The following is a 15,169-nucleotide window of genomic DNA, read 5'->3' on the forward strand; positions in this document are numbered from 1 at the left end:
CGAATGAAAAGGACTTATCCCAGAAAGCCATTCTGATCATGAGGAGCCAATGACGTCCGAGGAGATCCAGGAACTGATCGCTGCGCGCGAGAGCCTTGTGAAGCGGCGCCGGGAAATGGCGCGCCAGATTTCCGAGGCGCCGCTTCCCTCCGTCGAGATGGCGGAGGAGCTCACAAAGATCCTTGTGGCCGTCGAGGCCCTGGATCGCGCCCTTAACGAGGCAGGCCACCCCTACATGAGCCAGGGCGTGGCCGAGCAGCTTCGCGCGGATGTCTGAGACTCTCAGAACCTGATGCGCCCGATCAGGTCGAATCCAGCTCCAGGCCTCGGCCTCAGCACGAGCGCCTCGCCTTCGCTCGGGAAGACACCGGTCAAGGCTGTGATGTTGACCTGATGGGTAACCAGCACGAGCACGCCGCGCGAGCGCCATTCCTGAACGGTCTGGCGCAGGGCCTGCGTCTGGCTCTCCTCCCGCTCGCGTCCTCCGAAGAAGGAGTCGAGCGGCGGGAAAGGCTCGGTGACGGCGCCAAATGCCAAGCGGGCGGTATCGAGGGCCCGGCACCAGCGGCTGGAGAGCACGCGCTCCACCGGGATCCCGCGCGTTCTGAACTGCTCGCCGATGGTCTGCGCCTGCTGCCGGCCCTCGGCCGAGAGGTTGCGCTGGGTCGCGCAATCATCAAGCCGGAACCCGGCCGGGTCGCCAGTTCCCGGAGCGCGGGCATGCCGCAGGATTGCGACGGTTCCTCCCTGCCGCAGAGCCTGCCACGCTTCATCGGACGCCTGGGCCGGCAGCATCCAGCTCAAGAGCATCAGGCTCAGAAGAGCGGGCAAAGGGGCCATCCTGAACTCCCCGGTTTCACGTCGCGCTTGATGTCCAAGCCGACAGCGTCAGTCTGAGGGGCTCACGCTCCCTCGGTAAGCTCCACAAGGATGTCCACCAGCGGGTCCGCTGGGTTTGCAAGTCCGGCGATGACATTGAAATGGTGAGCTTCCGGAACCTCGTGATAGCGCGTCGTGACGCCAGCCCGGCCCCAGGTGTCGACGATGGCGCGGGACTGGCGCAGGAACTCGCCGCTTTCGGCCCCCCCGACGACGGCAACAAGCTTTCCGCTGCCCGGGGGCGTCCATTCGAGCGGGCTGAGACGATGCGCCTCCTCGAGCGTGAGGCCGAGGGCTTTGTTGATCGACGTTTCGACGAGCGGCGGAAGATCGAACAGGCCGGAGATTGGCATGGCTGCCCGAACGGGGCGAAGAGATGGTGAGGTACGGGCCATGAGGCAGGCCGCGAGGTGGCCGCCTGCCGAGTGTCCCGTCGCAACGATCGGCCGGTCCATGCGCCGCATGATGAAATCCGCTGCGGCTTCGATCTCGGCGATGATACCGGCAAGATTGGCAGCGGGGGCGAGCGAGTAGCTTGGTACGGCTACTGTCAGACCCCGCATGTTGGCACCACGAGCCACATGACTGACAGATGTTCTATCACGTGATTGCCAGTATCCTCCATGAATGAACAAAACGACAGGGCCGCCGCTGTCGCCATTCTCTGGATAGAAAAGATCAACTTGGTTACGCTCACCTGCTCCGTAGCTGAGGCTGAGTTCGCAGCGTGCTGTTGCACGATAGGCAGCGGCGTCCTGCTCCCAACCATCGAGATGGATCAAGTGATCCGGCACTCGTGCCCGATTGTTGTACTCGGCCTCATAGTCGAGTCTTCCGGATGCCATGGCACTATCCTCAGACGTGGAGATAACGATCCTTCAAGGTTGGATCGCCCAGGAGTTCCTCGCTCGTCCCGGTCCAGACGGAGCGGCCTTTCTCGATGATCACGTGGCGGTCGGCGAAGGTAGTCAGGGCGCCGATGTTCTTGTCGATGACGAGAATCGACTGGCGCTCGCCTTTCAGGCGCTTGAGGCAGGACCAGATCTCCGCCCGGATCAATGGCGCCAGCCCCTCCGTTGCCTCGTCGAGGATGAGCAGCTTCGGGTTGGTCATGAGCGCGCGGCCGATGGCCAGCATCTGCTGCTCGCCGCCGGAAAGCTGCGTGCCGAGATTGGCCCTCCGCTCCTTGAGTCGGGGAAACAGCTCGTAGACCGCATCGAGCGTCCAGCGGCGGGAGCCCGTCCGCGTGGATGCGGTGGCGACGAGGTTCTCCTCCACGGTCAGGGTCGGGAAGACTTGTCGTCCCTCGGGAACGAGGCCGATGCCGGTCTGGGCGATGCGATAGGGCGCAAGCCCCGCAACCGCAACACCATCAAAGCGCACCTCGCCGGCGCGGGGGCGCAGAAGGCCCATGATCGAGCGCACGGTTGTGGTCTTTCCCATGCCGTTGCGCCCGAGCAGGGTGACGACCTCGCCGGGCCCGACGTCAAGCGAGACGTCGAAGAGAACCTGGGCCGCGCCGTAGGAGGCCTGGAGGTGCCGGACCGAGAGCATCAGACCATCTCCTCCTCGCCGAGATAGGCCGCGCGGACCTCTGGATTGGCCCTGACCCGTTCCGGCGTGTCGGTCGCGATCAGGCGCCCGTAGACGAGCACCGAAACCCGATCCGCCAGGGAAAAGACCGCCTCCATGTCATGCTCGATCAGCACGATGGTGAGCCTTCCTTTCAGGCGTCGCAGGGTTTCGACGACGCGCTGGGATTCGTCGTGGCCGGTTCCGGCCAGGGGCTCGTCGAGAAGGAGCAGCTTCGGCTCTGTCGCAAGGCCGATGGCAAGTTCGAGCTGGCGCTTCTCGCCATGGGAGAGAAGCCCCGCCGGGATGTGAGCGCGTGCGCTCAGGCCCACATGGGTGAGGCAATCCATGGCAGGTTCGTTCAGGGCGCGCTCCTGCGCGGCGTTGCCGAAGAAACGGAAGCTGGAGCCGGAGCGCGCCTGGATGGCGAGGCTCACGTTCTCAAGCGCGGAGAAGCCGGGAAGGATCGAAGTGATCTGGAATGAGCGTGCAAGACCCTTCGCGACCCGCTGAGGCATGGAAAGCTGCGTGATGTCCTCGCCGGCAAACAGGATCTTGCCCGAGTTGGACGGCAGCATGCCGGAGATCTGGTGGATCAGCGTCGTCTTGCCGGCACCGTTGGGGCCAATGACCGCATGCAATTCGCCGGAATTGACGGCAAGGCTCACGTCGTCGGTGACGACAAGCGCACCATAGTTCTTCCGCAGATTGCGAAGTTCGAGCATCGGCTCAGCCATGGCGGGGCCTCCGCAGCAATCCCATGATGCCGCCCCGAACGAACAGCACGATCAGGATGAGCAGGGGGCCGAACACCATCTTCCAGTTCTCGGCAAGATGCGACCGCGTCTCCTCGGCGAGGAAGAAGCTCGTCATGTGCAGGATCTCGGGCAGGAACTCTTCGAGCAGCAGGAAGGCGGCCGCTCCGATGATGGCGCCGTGGAGAGAGCCCAGCCCGCCGAGCACCACCATGAAGATCAGCTCGCCAGAGCGCTGCCAGGTCATGAAGGCCGGGCTCACGAACTCGGCCTGGTTGGCCAGGAGGCACCCGGCCAGCCCCGCCATCATGCCGCTGATCACATAGGCGGTGAGCTGATAGCGGAAGGGCTCGAAGCCGATGGCTTCCATGCGAAGCGCATTCTCGCGCGTGCCCCGCAGGACACGTCCGAAGCGGGATACCACCAAGGACCGGGAGAAGGCATAGACCCCGAAGAGGCAGAGCAGGCAGAATCCGTAGAGGGCGAAGTCGTTTTCCAGAGCCGTGGAGCCTGCGAGGAGGCTCCTCGAGGCCAGGGTCATGCCGTCATCGCCGCCATAGGCTGCAAGCGACGTGGCCAGGAAGTAGAGCATCTGCCCGAACGCGAGCGTGATCATGATGAAGTACACGCCCTTCGTCCTCAAGGATATGGCCCCCGTAACGAGGGCGAAGAGGGCGGAGGCGGCGAGCGCGACGGGCACCTGGATCAGCGCCTCCTCGATGCCGTGGCTCGCCAGGATGCCAACTGCATAGCCGCCGAGGCCGAAGAACGCGGCGTGGCCGAAGCTGACGAGAGCGCCGTAGCCGAGGATGAGATCCAGCGACATGGCGGCGATCCCGAAGATCATGACCCGGGTCAGGAGGGAGAGCACATAGCCCTCCGCGCCGGAGAGCATCGCGAGCAGAGGCGCGGCCGCAAAGGCGGCGAAGAGGACAATGGGAACGATCTCGAGACGTCTGCCGAGGGACAGGGCGGGTGCGGAGGAGGTTTCAACCAGTTCGGTCACGGTCACGCCCTAACGTTTCACGGGAAACAATCCGGAGGGGCGGAAGAACAGCACCGCGGCCATGAAGATGTAGATCAGCATGGGGGCGACGGCGCGGCCCGTCTGGCTCGCGGCGGCAGGGTCGAGAACGAGGCGCAGGAGGTTGGGCGCGAAGGTTCGCCCGACCGTATCCACCAGCCCGATCAGAAGGGCGGCAAGGAAGGCGCCGCGAATGGAGCCGATCCCGCCGATCACGATGACCACGAAGGCGAGGATCAGGATGTTGTCGCCCATTCCGGGCTCGACGGACAGGATCGGCGCCACCATGGCGCCGGCAAAGCCCGCGAGCATGGCGCCGAAGCCGAACACCACCATGAACAATCTCTGGATGTTGACTCCCAGCGCCGAGACCATCGGGGCGTTGCTGGCTCCCGCCCGCACCAGCATGCCGACCCGGGTGTGGTTGACGAGGACGTAGAGGACGGCAGCGACCGCAAGGCCTGCTGCGATGATGGCGAGGCGGTAGACCGGGTAGAGCAGGCCGCTGGCGATCTCGACCGAGCCCGCGAGCAGTTCGGGAACGGGAACGCTCAACGGAGCCGCGCCCCAGACGAACTTCACGCCCTGGTTCAGGAAAAGGATGACGCCGAAGGTGGCGAGCACTTGATCGAGATGATCCCGGTCATAGAGGTGCCGGAAGATCAGCGCCTCCAGGAGAAGCCCGAAGGCGAGAGCTGTCGGAAGCGCCAGCAGAAGGGCCCAGCCGAAGCTTCCCGTCCAGGCGCTGAACGCCGCGACGAGATAGGCTCCCACCATGTACTGCACGCCATGGGCCAGATTGATGAAATCCATGACCCCGAACACCAGGGTCAGGCCGGCGGCGATGAGGAAAAGGATAAGGCCGAACTGAAGGCCGTTCAGAACCTGGACGAAGAGAAGGGTCGCTGTCATCGGCACGTCACTGGCGGCTGGCTTCGATCATTCGGCCCTGCGCGGACGCCTCTGTTCGAGGAGCGTCGCGGCAAGGGAGAGCAGGCCTGCCCGGACAAGGCGATCCGAGCAGGCCGGCCCGTGGAACGCGCCTCAGTTCGTCGGCGTGCATTCCTTGGCGTAGGCGTCCGTGTAGTCGTCGAAGACCTTTTCGACGATTTCGGTCTGAAGCTTGCCGTCCGGGCGCTTGGCCGCCTTCACGAGGTAGAAGTCCTGAACCGGAAAGCCGTTGGCGCCGAACTTGAAGTCGCCCCGCAGGGATTTGAACTGCGCCTTCTGAATGGCCGCACGCACGGCGTCCTTGTCATCGGTCTTGCCGCCGGTGGCCTTCAGGGCCGCATCGATCAGAAGAGCCGCGTCGTAGGAGTGCATCGCATAGGATGCCGGCACCGCGTTGTAGGCGGCCTCATACGCAGAGACGAACTTCTTGTTCTCCGGGGTGTCCAGGTTCGGAGCCCAGTTCGACCCGCTGAGCATGCCGATGGCGGCATCCTGCTGGGCCGGCAGGTTCGTCTCGTCCACCGTGAAGGCGGAGAGGAAGGGAATACGGTCGGCAAGTCCCGCGGCGCGGTACTGCTTGACGAGGTTCACGCCCATTCCGCCCGGCATGAAGGTGAAGATCGCATCGGGCTGCATGGAGGCGATCTTCGCAAGCTCCGACTGGAAGTCGAGAGTATTGAGCGGAACGTAGGATTCCTCCACGATCTCGCCCTTGTAGTGACGCTTGAAGCCCGCGAGCGCATCCTTGCCGGCCTGGTAGTTCGGGGCCAGCAGATATACCTTCTTGTAACCCCGGTTCTGAGCCACCTTGCCGAGGACCTCATGGTTCTGGTCGTTCTGGTAGGAGGTAGCGAAGAAGTAGGGGCTGCAGCTCTTGCCGGCGAGATTCGAGGGGCCGGCATTCACGCTGATATAGAAGGTCTTGCTGTCGACGATCGGCTTATGGGTGGCGACCGCCACGTTGGAGAAGATCGGGCCGACGACGAAATCCACCTTGTCGCGCTCGATGAGACCCTTGACCTTGGTCACGGCCACATCGGGCTTGAGCTCGTCGTCGACGACGATGACCTCGACGTCCCGTCCTCCCAGCTTGCCGCCGAGATCCTTCACCGCGAGCTGGAAGCCGTCGCGGGCGTGCTGGCCGAGCACCGCCGAGGGGCCGGAGAGGGTGAGGAGCAGGCCGACCTTCAGCTTCTCCTGCGCCATGGCCGGCAGACCGGCCAGGGACACGGCCGCTGCAAGGCCAAGGGTTTTGATCGTCACGTTCATCATGGTCTCCCGAGTGGCTGTTCCCTGCGCACGTTTCTCGTGCTGCATGATTGTTCCCGGCGGGACGTGAGGCGCCTCGACGGAAGGGGCGGCGCTAATCTGCCGCAAAACGATCCTGCCGAACACTCCCTTTGTTGGAGCCGTTCCACGGGCATCCCCAAACTTTGGGATTGCCAAGTATTGTTTTAAGTTTAAAATAATTTGGGAGTTCTTCAAGCGGATTGTTTCGCAGAGGAAAGCCGGCGGGATGACAGGTGCGTGAGCGGCAGGCGGGGTGGATGCGCGATCGCGGCATTCCCCGACCCTGGAGAAAGACGGCTCACGCGACGCTGCTCTCCTGCTCCACAACCGGTTGGGAGGAACGGACCATGGCGCACACGGCTCATGTGGATACCTTCGCAAGGAATAACCTTCCGCCGCAGGATCAGTGGCCGGCCTTCGTCTTCAACCGCCCCGAGCTGCAGTATCCGGAGCGGCTCAACTGCGCCGTGGCGTTCCTCGACCGGTGGGTCGAGGAGGGCAGGGGCGACGAGCTCTGCCTCATCAGCCCTGCCGAGACGCTCACCTACCGCGAGCTCCAGGAGCGGGTGAACCGGATCTGCAACGTGCTCGTTCAACGGCTCGGCTTCGTTCCCGGCAACCGGGTTCTCCTGCGCTCCGCCAACAACCCGATGATGGTTGCAGCCTACCTCGCCGTGCTGAAGGCCGGCGGCGTCGTTGTCGCCACCATGCCCCTGCTGCGGGCCCGGGAAATCGCCTATCCGCTCAACAAGGCGAAGATCGGCATTGCGCTCTGCGACCACCGCCTCGCGGAGGAGATGGAGCGGGCAAAGGCCATGGCTCCGGATCTGAAGCACGTGGTGTACTGGGGCGCCGGAAGGCATGACAGCCTCGAGACCCTGATGGCGGAGGCCTCCCCCGACTTCCGTGCCGTGGACACGGCAGCCGACGATGTCTGCCTGATCGGCTTCACCTCGGGTACGACGGGCGAGCCGAAAGGCACCATGCACTTCCACCGCGACATGCTCGCGATCTGCGACGCTTACTCCCGCAACGTGCTCCGGCCCGAGCCCAGCGACCGCTTCATCGGCTCGCCTCCGCTCGCCTTTACCTTCGGGCTCGGCGGCATCGTACTCTTCCCGATGAGGGTCGGTGCCTCGACCGTGCTGCTGGAGAAGGCGGGTCCGGACGACCTGCTGCCGGCCATCATGCAGTACAAGGCCACGATCTGCTTCACGGCCCCGACCGCCTACCGGGCGATGCTGTCGAAGCTGGACGGCTACGATATCTCATCCTTGCGCAAGTGCGTCTCGGCGGGCGAACCCCTGCCGAAGGGCACTTTCGAGGCCTGGCGCAGCGCCACGAACATCCGTCTGATGGATGGGATCGGCGCCACCGAAATGCTGCACATTTTCATCGCCGCGAGGGAGGAGGAGATCCGCCCCGGCGCCACCGGCAAGCCGGTCCCCGGCTATGAGGCGAAGGTGATCGACGAGGAAGGACGCGATCTGCCGCCCGGCAGCATCGGCCGCCTCGCCGTGCGCGGGCCGACCGGATGCCGCTATCTCGCCGACGAGCGCCAGCGCAAATACGTGCAGGACGGCTGGAACGTCACGGGCGATACCTACCTCATGGATGAGGACGGATACTTCTGGTACCAGGCCCGCTCCGACGACATGATCATCTCCGCGGGCTACAACATCGCCGGCCCCGAGGTGGAGGCGGCGCTCCTTACCCACCCGGCGGTGGCGGAATGCGGCGTTGTGGGCGTGCCCGACGAGGATCGTGGCGCGGTGGTGAAGGCCTACGTGGTCCTGCACCGGGACCAGAACCCGAGTGCGGAGTTGACCAAGGCGCTGCAGGATCACGTGAAGGCGGAGATCGCGCCTTACAAGTATCCGCGCATCATCGAGTATGTGGATTCCCTGCCGCGGACGCAGACCGGGAAGCTGCAGCGTTTCGAGCTCCGGCGCATGGCTCAAGCCGAGGTGCGGCCGAGGGAAGCCTTGAGCGCCTAGGCTGCGCAGGAATGAAAAGTGCTGCGAATGAAGGCGATGCGGTTGGATCGGGTAGGGAAATCATGAAGACGGCGATCATCGGCGGTGGCCCGGCAGGGCTGTATTTCGCGATCCTGCTGAAGAAGCTACGGCCTGATTCCGACATCACGGTCTATGAGAGAAACCGCGCCGATGAGACCTTCGGTTTCGGCGTCGTGTTCTCCGACGCGACCCTGGACAATTTCGAGAAGTATGACCTCCCGAGCTATCAGCGCATCACCCGCGAGTTCGCCTACTGGGACGACATCGCCATCCATTTCAAGGGAACCGTTCACCGGATCGGTGGCAACGGCTTCTGCGGCTGCTCGCGCCGCACGCTCCTCCTCATCCTGCAGGACCGCGCCGAGGAGCTCGGCGTCAAGCTGCGCTATGAGGTGGATGTCGACGATGAGAGTCTGTTCGCGGATGCCGATCTCGTCGTGGTGGCCGACGGCATCAACAGCCGCTTCCGCGACCGCTACGCGGATCATTTCCAGCCCGAGGTGGACCTGCGGCCCAACAAGTTCGCCTGGATGGGCTCGACCAGACCGCTCGATGCCTTCACCTTCATCTTCCAGGAGACGGAATGGGGGCCTTTCATCGCCCATGCCTACCAGTATGAGGCGAACCGCTCCACCTGGGTGTTCGAAACCGATCCGGAAACCTTCGAGCGGGCCGGTCTGAAGGACAAGAGCGAAGCGGAATCCGCTGCGCTCATGGAGCAGATCTTCGGCTGGTTCCTCGACGGGCACCGCGTCCTGACGAACCGCTCCATCTGGCGCAATTTCCCGATGATCCGCAACAAGCGCTGGGTCATGGGCAACAAGGTGCTGCTCGGCGACGCCAAGGCTTCGGCGCATTTCTCCATCGGCTCCGGCACGAAGCTCGCCATGGAGGACGCGATCGCTCTCTACGAGGCGTTTCGGCGCGAGCCCAGCGTCGAAGGGGCGCTTGCCCTCTACGAAACGGGGCGGCGCGAGGAGGTGGAGAAGACCCAGCACGCCGCCGACGTCTCGCTCGTCTGGTTCGAGCATGTGGCGCGCTTCTGGGACTTCGATCCTGTCCAGTTCGCCTTCGGCGTGATGACCCGCGCGAAGGCGATCACCTACGACAACCTGCGCCTGCGCGCCCCGGACTTCGTGGCCGCGGTGGACAAGACCTTCGCCAAGCAGGTGCGCCGCAAAGGCTTCGACGTCCCGGTCGACAGACCGGCCGTACCCATGTTCCAACCCTTCCGCCTCCGCGATATGATCGTTCCCAACCGGGTCGTGGTGTCGCCGATGGACATGTACTCGGCGAAGGATGGGGTGCCGGGCGACTTTCATCTCGTCCATTACGGCTCGCGCGCCATGGGCGGGGCGGGGCTGGTCTTCACGGAAATGACCTGCGTATCGCCCGAGGCGCGCATCACGCTCGGCTGCACGGGCCTGTGGAACGACGAGCAGGAGGAGGCCTGGAGGCGGATCGTCGACTTCGTTCATGCGAACTCGGCGACGAAGATCTGCCTGCAGCTCGGCCATGCCGGTCGCAAGGGCGCCACCAAGCTCATGTGGGAAGGCATCGACCGTCCGTTGGAGGAGGGCGCCTGGGACATCTGCTCCGCATCGCCCATCCCTTACTTTCCGGACAGCCAGGTGCCGCGCGAGGCAACGCGCGCCGACATGGACCGGATCAAGCAACGGTTCGTGGAGGCTGCCATCCGTGGCGAGCGGGCGGGCTTCGACATGCTCGAACTCCACTGCGCCCATGGCTACCTTCTGGCGAGCTTCATCTCGCCCCTTACCAACCGCCGCACGGACGAGTATGGCGGTTCCCTCGAGAACCGCCTGCGCTATCCGCTGGAGGTGTTCGATGCCATGCGCGAGGTCTGGCCGGCTCACAAACCCATGTCTGTGCGCATCTCGGCCACCGACTGGGCCGAGGGCGGCGTCGCTGGCGAGGATGCGGTCGAGATCGCCCGCGCCTTTGCAGAACACGGCGTGGACCTTGTCGACGTTTCGACGGGGCAGACCGTGCGCGAGGCGCGGCCCGTCTACGGGCGCATGTTCCAGACGCCGTTCTCCGATCAGGTGCGTAACGAGGCGCATGTCGCCACCATGTGCGTCGGCAACATCACCACCGCCGATCAGGTGAACACGATCCTCGCCGCAGGCCGCGCGGACTTGGTCGCGCTCGGTCGGCCGCATCTCGTCGATCCGTTCTTCACCATGAAGGCTGCCGCCTGGTACGGCGCGGCCGACATTCACTGCCCGCCGCAATATTACGCCGGCAGGGATCAGATCTTCCGCAATTCCGTGCGCGACCGGCAGGATCTGGAGGAGCTGAAGATCAAGGCCAAGCCGAAGACTCGCGCCGAGCTGAAGATGGAGGCCGGTGAGAAGCCCCTCGCCGCGGAATGAAATGATGACACCTCTCAAGGGCCGGCATGCATTGGTCACGGGCGGCGGCCGCGGAATCGGCCGTGCGATCGCATCATCGCTCGTGAGGGCAGGCGCGACCGTCACCGTGGTAGGGCGCAGCCCCGCGACGCTTGAGCATGCGATCATGCATGGCGACGCCCATGCGGCGGCTGTGGCCGACGTCACGAATGCGCAGGCGGTGGAGGCCGCCGTTCATGATGCAGTCGCCCGCTACGGACCCGTCGACGTCCTGATCGCCAATGCGGGTGCAGCCGTCTCCATGCCTTTCTTGAAATCAGGCCCAGAGGTCTTCCGCCAGATGATGGACGTGAACCTTCTGGGGGTCACCAACATGGCCCAGGCTGTCCTCGGTTCCATGATGGAGCGCGGCTTCGGCCGCATCGTCGCGGTGGCGTCCACGGCAGGCCTCAAGGGCTATCCTTACGTGAGCGCCTATTGTGCCGCCAAGCATGCCGTCGTCGGGTTCGTGCGTTCCCTGGCGCTGGAAACCGCACGCGTCGGAGTGACCGTGAACGCGGTCTGCCCGGGTTTCACCGATACCGATCTCGTGGCGGAGAGCCTCGAGAAGATCATGGCGAAGACAGGCCGCAGCCGCGACGAGGCGATGGCCGAACTCGTGAAGCACAATCCGCAGGGAAGACTCATCCAGGCGGCAGAGGTGGCCGATGCCGTGCTCTGGCTCTGCGGCGAGGGTGCGCGGTCTGTGACGGGACAAGCCATTGCCGTGGCCGGAGGAGAAATTTGACCATGGACGACCAGGCCATTCCGCTCGACGCCGAGACGAAGGCTGTCGAGATGCCGGAGGATCACAGGGAGGAGTTGCGCCTGTGGCTGCGGCTTCTCACCTGCACCACCCTGATCGAGGGGGAGGTGCGCCGCCGCCTGCGCGAGCGGTTCGACGTCACGCTGCCGCGCTTCGACCTGATGGCGCAGCTCGAGAAAGCACCCGACGGCATGATGCTGTCCGATCTCTCGAAGCGCATGATGGTCTCGAACGGCAATCTCACCGGCCTCGTGGAGCGGCTCGTCGCGTCCGGGCACATTGCGCGAACCGTCTCGCCGACGGACCGGCGCGCGATGGTGATCAGCCTGACCGATACGGGGAGGGCTGAGTTCCGCGCTATGGCATCCGAGCATGAGCATTGGATCGCGGACCTCTTCGGCGACCTGACGCCCAAGGACCGCAACGAATTGATGCGCCTGCTCGCGAAGGCCAAGCTCTCCGCACGGCGCGCCATCGCAGGGGGAGGACCGTAATGAAGCCAGCCAATTCCGTAACCCTGCCGCTTCGCACCTATGAGCCGCACCATTTCCTGCTGTCGGTCGACGGGCCTGTGGCGATCGTCACACTCAACAGGCCCGAGAGGAAGAATCCGCTCACCTTCGAGAGCTATCGCGAGCTGACGGATTTCTTCCATGCCTGCACCAAGGACGACGAGGTGAAAACCGTCGTGGTGACAGGCGCCGGCGGCAACTTCTCGTCCGGCGGGGACGTGTTCGAGATCATCGGCCCGCTCGTCGAAATGGACACGAAGGGGCTCACCGCCTTCACGCGGATGACCGGGGAACTCGTGAAGGCCATGCGGGCCGCGCCGCAGCCCATCGTCGCCGCGGTGGAAGGCATTTGCGCGGGAGCAGGCGCCATTATCGCCATGGCGTCCGACATCCGCCTTGCCGCGCCCAGTGCGAAGGTCGCCTTTCTGTTCAACAAGGTTGGGCTTGCCGGCTGCGACATGGGTGCCTGTGCCATTCTTCCCCGCATCATCGGCCAGGGGCGCGCATCGGAGCTGCTCTATACCGGCCGCTTCATGAGCGCGGAGGAGGGCGAGCGATGGGGCTTCTTCAGCCGGCTCGTCGATTCCGGAGAACTGCTGGGCGAGGCCTGCAATCTGGCGCGCATGATCGGCACGGGTCCCACCTATGCCAACACCATGACGAAGCGCATGCTTGCCATGGAATGGGCCATGTCGGTGGAGGAGGCCATAGAAGCGGAGGCTGTGGCTCAAGCCCTTTGCATGACGACAGAGGACTTCGCCCGGGCGTACCGCGCCTTCGCAGCGAAGGAAAAGCCGGTCTTCAGGGGAGACTGACGTGATCGATGCAAGCTTTCTCTCCTGGCCGTTCTTCGAGGAGCGGCACAGGCGCTTTGCCGAAGAGCTGCGGGAGTGGGCCCGACGGGAAGTCCATCCTCTGGTCGACCATCACGACGTCGATGCCTCCTGCCGCCGTCTCGTGCGGCGTCTGGGGGAGGGCGGCTGGCTCAGGGCCGTGGTGCCGCAGGCCTATGGCGGAATGCTGGAAGCCTTCGACGTGCGCACGCTCTGCCTGGCGCGCGAGACCCTGGCCTATCACGATGGCCTGGCCGATTTCGCGTTCGCGATGCAGGGCCTCGGCACGGGCCCGATCACCCTGTTCGGATCGGAGGCGATGAAGGCACGCTACCTGCCGGCCGTGGCCCGGGGCGAAGCCATTGCTGCCTTCGCGCTCTCGGAGCCGGAGGCCGGATCCGACGTTGCCGCCATGACCACGACGGCGAAGCCCGACGGGCCGGACCATGTCCGGATCGACGGGGTGAAGACGTGGATTTCGAACGGCGGCATCGCCGATCACTACGTGGTGTTCGCGCGCTCGGGAGAGGCTCCCGGAGCAAAGGGATTGTCGGCCTATGTCGTCGATGCCCAGACGCCCGGATTGACGATCGAGAGCCGCATCGAGGTGATCGCGCCTCACCCGCTGGCGACGCTGCGGTTCGAGGGCTGCCGGGTGCCGCTCGCGAATCGGATCGGCGCTCCGGGTGAAGGCTTCAAGGTCGCCATGGCCACCCTCGACGTGTTCCGCTCGACCGTAGGCGCAGCCGCGCTCGGGCTGGCGCGCCGTGCCTTGTCTGAAGCCCTGCGGCATGCTTCCTCCCGCAAGCTCTTCGGCGCCCCGCTCGGCGACCTGCAGATGACGCAGGCGGCTCTTGCCGACATGGCAACGAGCGTGGACAGCGCCGCCCTTCTCGTCTATCGCGCAGCTTGGACGAAGGACGGGGGAGCGGCCCGCGTCACCCGCGAGGCCGCCATGGCGAAGATGTATGCGACGGAGCAGGCGCAAGGCGTGATCGACAAGGCCGTGCAGATCTTCGGCGGCCTGGGCGTGACCCGGGGCGTGAAGGTCGAGGAACTCTACAGGGAGATCCGGGCCCTGCGGATCTACGAGGGAGCCACCGAGGTCCAGAAGATCGTGATTGCCCGCGACCTCCTGCGCTCGCTCGGCTCCAATGCCAACCATGAGGGAGGATGACCAATGACGGCTGCTGTTGGAAGTTCGCCCAGGCCCGCGATGGAGGACGGACCCGAAGTCCTGAACCCGAAGCACTGGCCGACGCCGAAGGGCTATGCCAACGGCATGATGGCCGAAGGCCGAATCGTGGTGACCGGCGGCATCGTCGGCTGGGACGAGAATGAGATCTTCGCCGACGGTTTCGTGGCACAGGCCCGGCAGATCTTCGAGAACATCCGTGCCATTCTCGCCGAGGGCGGGGCCGAACCCCGGCATCTCGTGCGCCTCACCTGGTACGTGGTGGATATCGAGGAATATCTCGCCAATCTTCGCGAACTGGGCCGGGCCTACCGGGAGGTGTTCGGCTCCCATTATCCGGCCATGGCCCTCGTCCAGGTCGTGCGCCTCGTCGAGAAGGCAGCCCGCCTCGAAATCGAGGCGACGGCGGTCGTGCCTCGCTGACCGGATCCGCTAAACCTCGATCCGCACGATCTCAGCGGTCGACTGGCCGATGGGCACCGTATCGCCCACCTCCTTGCCCATGAGAGCCTGGGCCAGGGGCGAGACATAGGAAAGGTTGCCCTTGGCCGGGTCGGCCTCGTCCTCTCCGACGATGCGGTAGGTTTGCCGCCGCCCGTCCTCCCGCTCGAAGGTGACGCGGGCGCCGAAGCGCACATGGGACATGTCCGTGGGTGGCGGCACGACCTCGGCCGACATGCGGCGTGCCGACCAGTAGCGCAGATCGCGGGAGAGTCGGGCGATCTCGGCCTTGTCGTCCGCGGTCTGGGCTTCGGCCAGACGCCGCTCCGCCGCCTCAATCTCCGCATCCATTTGGGCCAAGCCCTCCGGCGTCACCAGATGATGTGGGCTGATCGGCCGGTCGGGCAGGTCCTCGAAGGCTTCTCCACCCTCTGATTCACGAACAAAGGCACGACTCATGGCGCTTCCTCCGCCTGAGAGGAAAACGCTTCAGGGCTGCCAAGTTTCCCGGCGCGGTCT

General features: G+C 64.9%; 16 protein-coding genes. 8 read left to right on the forward strand and 8 right to left on the reverse strand.

The window, feature by feature from the left end; translation table 11 throughout:
• Positions 1-49: 49 nt before the first annotated feature.
• Positions 50-277, forward strand: a complete 228-nt coding sequence (locus tag GR303_RS07760) for a hypothetical protein (RefSeq protein ID WP_161722507.1) — start codon at positions 50-52, stop codon at positions 275-277.
• A 5-nt stretch (positions 278-282) separates the two neighbouring features.
• Here the strand turns inward: GR303_RS07760 and GR303_RS07765 are convergent, their stop codons facing one another.
• The 7 genes from GR303_RS07765 to GR303_RS07795 form a co-directional block, all read right to left on the reverse strand.
• Positions 283-840 carry a histidine phosphatase family protein gene (locus tag GR303_RS07765; RefSeq protein WP_161722506.1) on the reverse strand — a complete coding sequence of 186 codons (558 nt, stop codon included), beginning with the start codon at positions 838-840 and terminating at the stop codon, positions 283-285.
• 62 nt (positions 841-902) lie between these two features.
• Positions 903-1,724, reverse strand: coding sequence for an alpha/beta hydrolase (locus GR303_RS07770; RefSeq protein ID WP_161722505.1), 822 nt, complete (start codon positions 1,722-1,724; stop codon positions 903-905).
• 10 nt (positions 1,725-1,734) lie between these two features.
• Complete coding sequence (locus GR303_RS07775) at positions 1,735-2,433, reverse strand: ABC transporter ATP-binding protein (RefSeq protein WP_161722504.1); 699 nt, start codon at positions 2,431-2,433, stop codon at positions 1,735-1,737.
• A complete protein-coding gene (locus GR303_RS07780; RefSeq protein ID WP_161722503.1) occupies positions 2,433-3,188 on the reverse strand; it encodes an ABC transporter ATP-binding protein in 756 nt (251 codons plus the stop codon). The genes GR303_RS07775 and GR303_RS07780 overlap by 1 nt, the downstream gene beginning before the upstream one ends.
• The gene (locus tag GR303_RS07785) at positions 3,181-4,212 is read right to left on the reverse strand and encodes a branched-chain amino acid ABC transporter permease (protein WP_343038418.1); all 1,032 of its coding nucleotides are present in this window, start codon (positions 4,210-4,212) and stop codon (positions 3,181-3,183) included. The genes GR303_RS07780 and GR303_RS07785 overlap by 8 nt, the downstream gene beginning before the upstream one ends.
• Positions 4,213-4,221: 9 nt before the next feature.
• Positions 4,222-5,142 (reverse strand): branched-chain amino acid ABC transporter permease, encoded by a 921-nt coding sequence (locus GR303_RS07790; RefSeq protein WP_161722502.1) that lies wholly within the window; start codon positions 5,140-5,142, stop codon positions 4,222-4,224.
• A 132-nt stretch (positions 5,143-5,274) separates the two neighbouring features.
• Positions 5,275-6,450, reverse strand: a complete 1,176-nt coding sequence (locus tag GR303_RS07795; RefSeq protein WP_161722622.1) for an ABC transporter substrate-binding protein — start codon at positions 6,448-6,450, stop codon at positions 5,275-5,277.
• A 368-nt stretch (positions 6,451-6,818) separates the two neighbouring features.
• On the opposite strand from GR303_RS07795, the gene GR303_RS07800 reads away from it, so the two are divergent.
• The 7 genes from GR303_RS07800 to GR303_RS07830 all read left to right on the forward strand — a co-directional run bounded on the left by GR303_RS07800 (position 6,819) and on the right by GR303_RS07830 (position 14,632).
• Positions 6,819-8,468, forward strand: a complete 1,650-nt coding sequence (locus GR303_RS07800) for a benzoate-CoA ligase family protein (RefSeq protein WP_161722501.1) — start codon at positions 6,819-6,821, stop codon at positions 8,466-8,468.
• Positions 8,469-8,530: 62 nt separating this feature from the next.
• Complete coding sequence (locus tag GR303_RS07805; RefSeq protein ID WP_161722500.1) at positions 8,531-10,885, forward strand: bifunctional salicylyl-CoA 5-hydroxylase/oxidoreductase; 2,355 nt, start codon at positions 8,531-8,533, stop codon at positions 10,883-10,885.
• A 1-nt stretch (position 10,886) separates the two neighbouring features.
• Complete coding sequence (locus GR303_RS07810) at positions 10,887-11,651, forward strand: SDR family NAD(P)-dependent oxidoreductase (protein WP_425487099.1); 765 nt, start codon at positions 10,887-10,889, stop codon at positions 11,649-11,651.
• A 2-nt stretch (positions 11,652-11,653) separates the two neighbouring features.
• Positions 11,654-12,163, forward strand: a complete 510-nt coding sequence (locus GR303_RS07815; protein ID WP_161722499.1) for a MarR family winged helix-turn-helix transcriptional regulator — start codon at positions 11,654-11,656, stop codon at positions 12,161-12,163.
• Positions 12,163-12,996 carry an enoyl-CoA hydratase family protein gene (locus GR303_RS07820; RefSeq protein ID WP_161722498.1) on the forward strand — a complete coding sequence of 278 codons (834 nt, stop codon included), beginning with the start codon at positions 12,163-12,165 and terminating at the stop codon, positions 12,994-12,996. The genes GR303_RS07815 and GR303_RS07820 overlap by 1 nt, the downstream gene beginning before the upstream one ends.
• A 1-nt stretch (position 12,997) precedes the next feature.
• Positions 12,998-14,191: an acyl-CoA dehydrogenase family protein gene (locus GR303_RS07825; protein ID WP_161722497.1), complete on the forward strand. Its 1,194-nt coding sequence runs from the start codon at positions 12,998-13,000 to the stop codon at positions 14,189-14,191.
• Between the two features lie 3 nt (positions 14,192-14,194).
• On the forward strand, positions 14,195-14,632 hold the full coding sequence (locus GR303_RS07830; RefSeq protein WP_161722496.1) for a RidA family protein: 438 nt from the start codon (positions 14,195-14,197) through the stop codon (positions 14,630-14,632).
• A 9-nt stretch (positions 14,633-14,641) separates the two neighbouring features.
• Here the strand turns inward: GR303_RS07830 and greA are convergent, their stop codons facing one another.
• The gene (gene greA, locus GR303_RS07835; protein ID WP_161722495.1) at positions 14,642-15,109 is read right to left on the reverse strand and encodes a transcription elongation factor GreA; all 468 of its coding nucleotides are present in this window, start codon (positions 15,107-15,109) and stop codon (positions 14,642-14,644) included.
• Positions 15,110-15,169: the final 60 nt, after the last annotated feature.

The sequence above is a fragment of the Microvirga arsenatis genome (genome assembly GCF_009910705.1).
Lineage (GTDB): Bacteria > Pseudomonadota > Alphaproteobacteria > Rhizobiales > Beijerinckiaceae > Microvirga > Microvirga arsenatis.

Coding starts and splice junctions, on each gene's coding strand:
- GR303_RS07760 (WP_161722507.1), top strand. CDS start 50: ATGACGTCCGAGGAGATCCAGGAACTGATCGCTGCGCGCGAGAGCCTT.
- GR303_RS07765 (WP_161722506.1), bottom strand. CDS start 840: ATGGCCCCTTTGCCCGCTCTTCTGAGCCTGATGCTCTTGAGCTGGATG.
- GR303_RS07770 (WP_161722505.1), bottom strand. CDS start 1,724: ATGGCATCCGGAAGACTCGACTATGAGGCCGAGTACAACAATCGGGCA.
- GR303_RS07775 (WP_161722504.1), bottom strand. CDS start 2,433: ATGCTCTCGGTCCGGCACCTCCAGGCCTCCTACGGCGCGGCCCAGGTT.
- GR303_RS07780 (WP_161722503.1), bottom strand. CDS start 3,188: ATGGCTGAGCCGATGCTCGAACTTCGCAATCTGCGGAAGAACTATGGT.
- GR303_RS07790 (WP_161722502.1), bottom strand. CDS start 5,142: ATGACAGCGACCCTTCTCTTCGTCCAGGTTCTGAACGGCCTTCAGTTC.
- GR303_RS07795 (WP_161722622.1), bottom strand. CDS start 6,450: ATGAACGTGACGATCAAAACCCTTGGCCTTGCAGCGGCCGTGTCCCTG.
- GR303_RS07800 (WP_161722501.1), top strand. CDS start 6,819: ATGGCGCACACGGCTCATGTGGATACCTTCGCAAGGAATAACCTTCCG.
- GR303_RS07805 (WP_161722500.1), top strand. CDS start 8,531: ATGAAGACGGCGATCATCGGCGGTGGCCCGGCAGGGCTGTATTTCGCG.
- GR303_RS07810 (WP_425487099.1), top strand. CDS start 10,887: ATGATGACACCTCTCAAGGGCCGGCATGCATTGGTCACGGGCGGCGGC.
- GR303_RS07815 (WP_161722499.1), top strand. CDS start 11,654: ATGGACGACCAGGCCATTCCGCTCGACGCCGAGACGAAGGCTGTCGAG.
- GR303_RS07820 (WP_161722498.1), top strand. CDS start 12,163: ATGAAGCCAGCCAATTCCGTAACCCTGCCGCTTCGCACCTATGAGCCG.
- GR303_RS07830 (WP_161722496.1), top strand. CDS start 14,195: ATGACGGCTGCTGTTGGAAGTTCGCCCAGGCCCGCGATGGAGGACGGA.
- greA (WP_161722495.1), bottom strand. CDS start 15,109: ATGAGTCGTGCCTTTGTTCGTGAATCAGAGGGTGGAGAAGCCTTCGAG.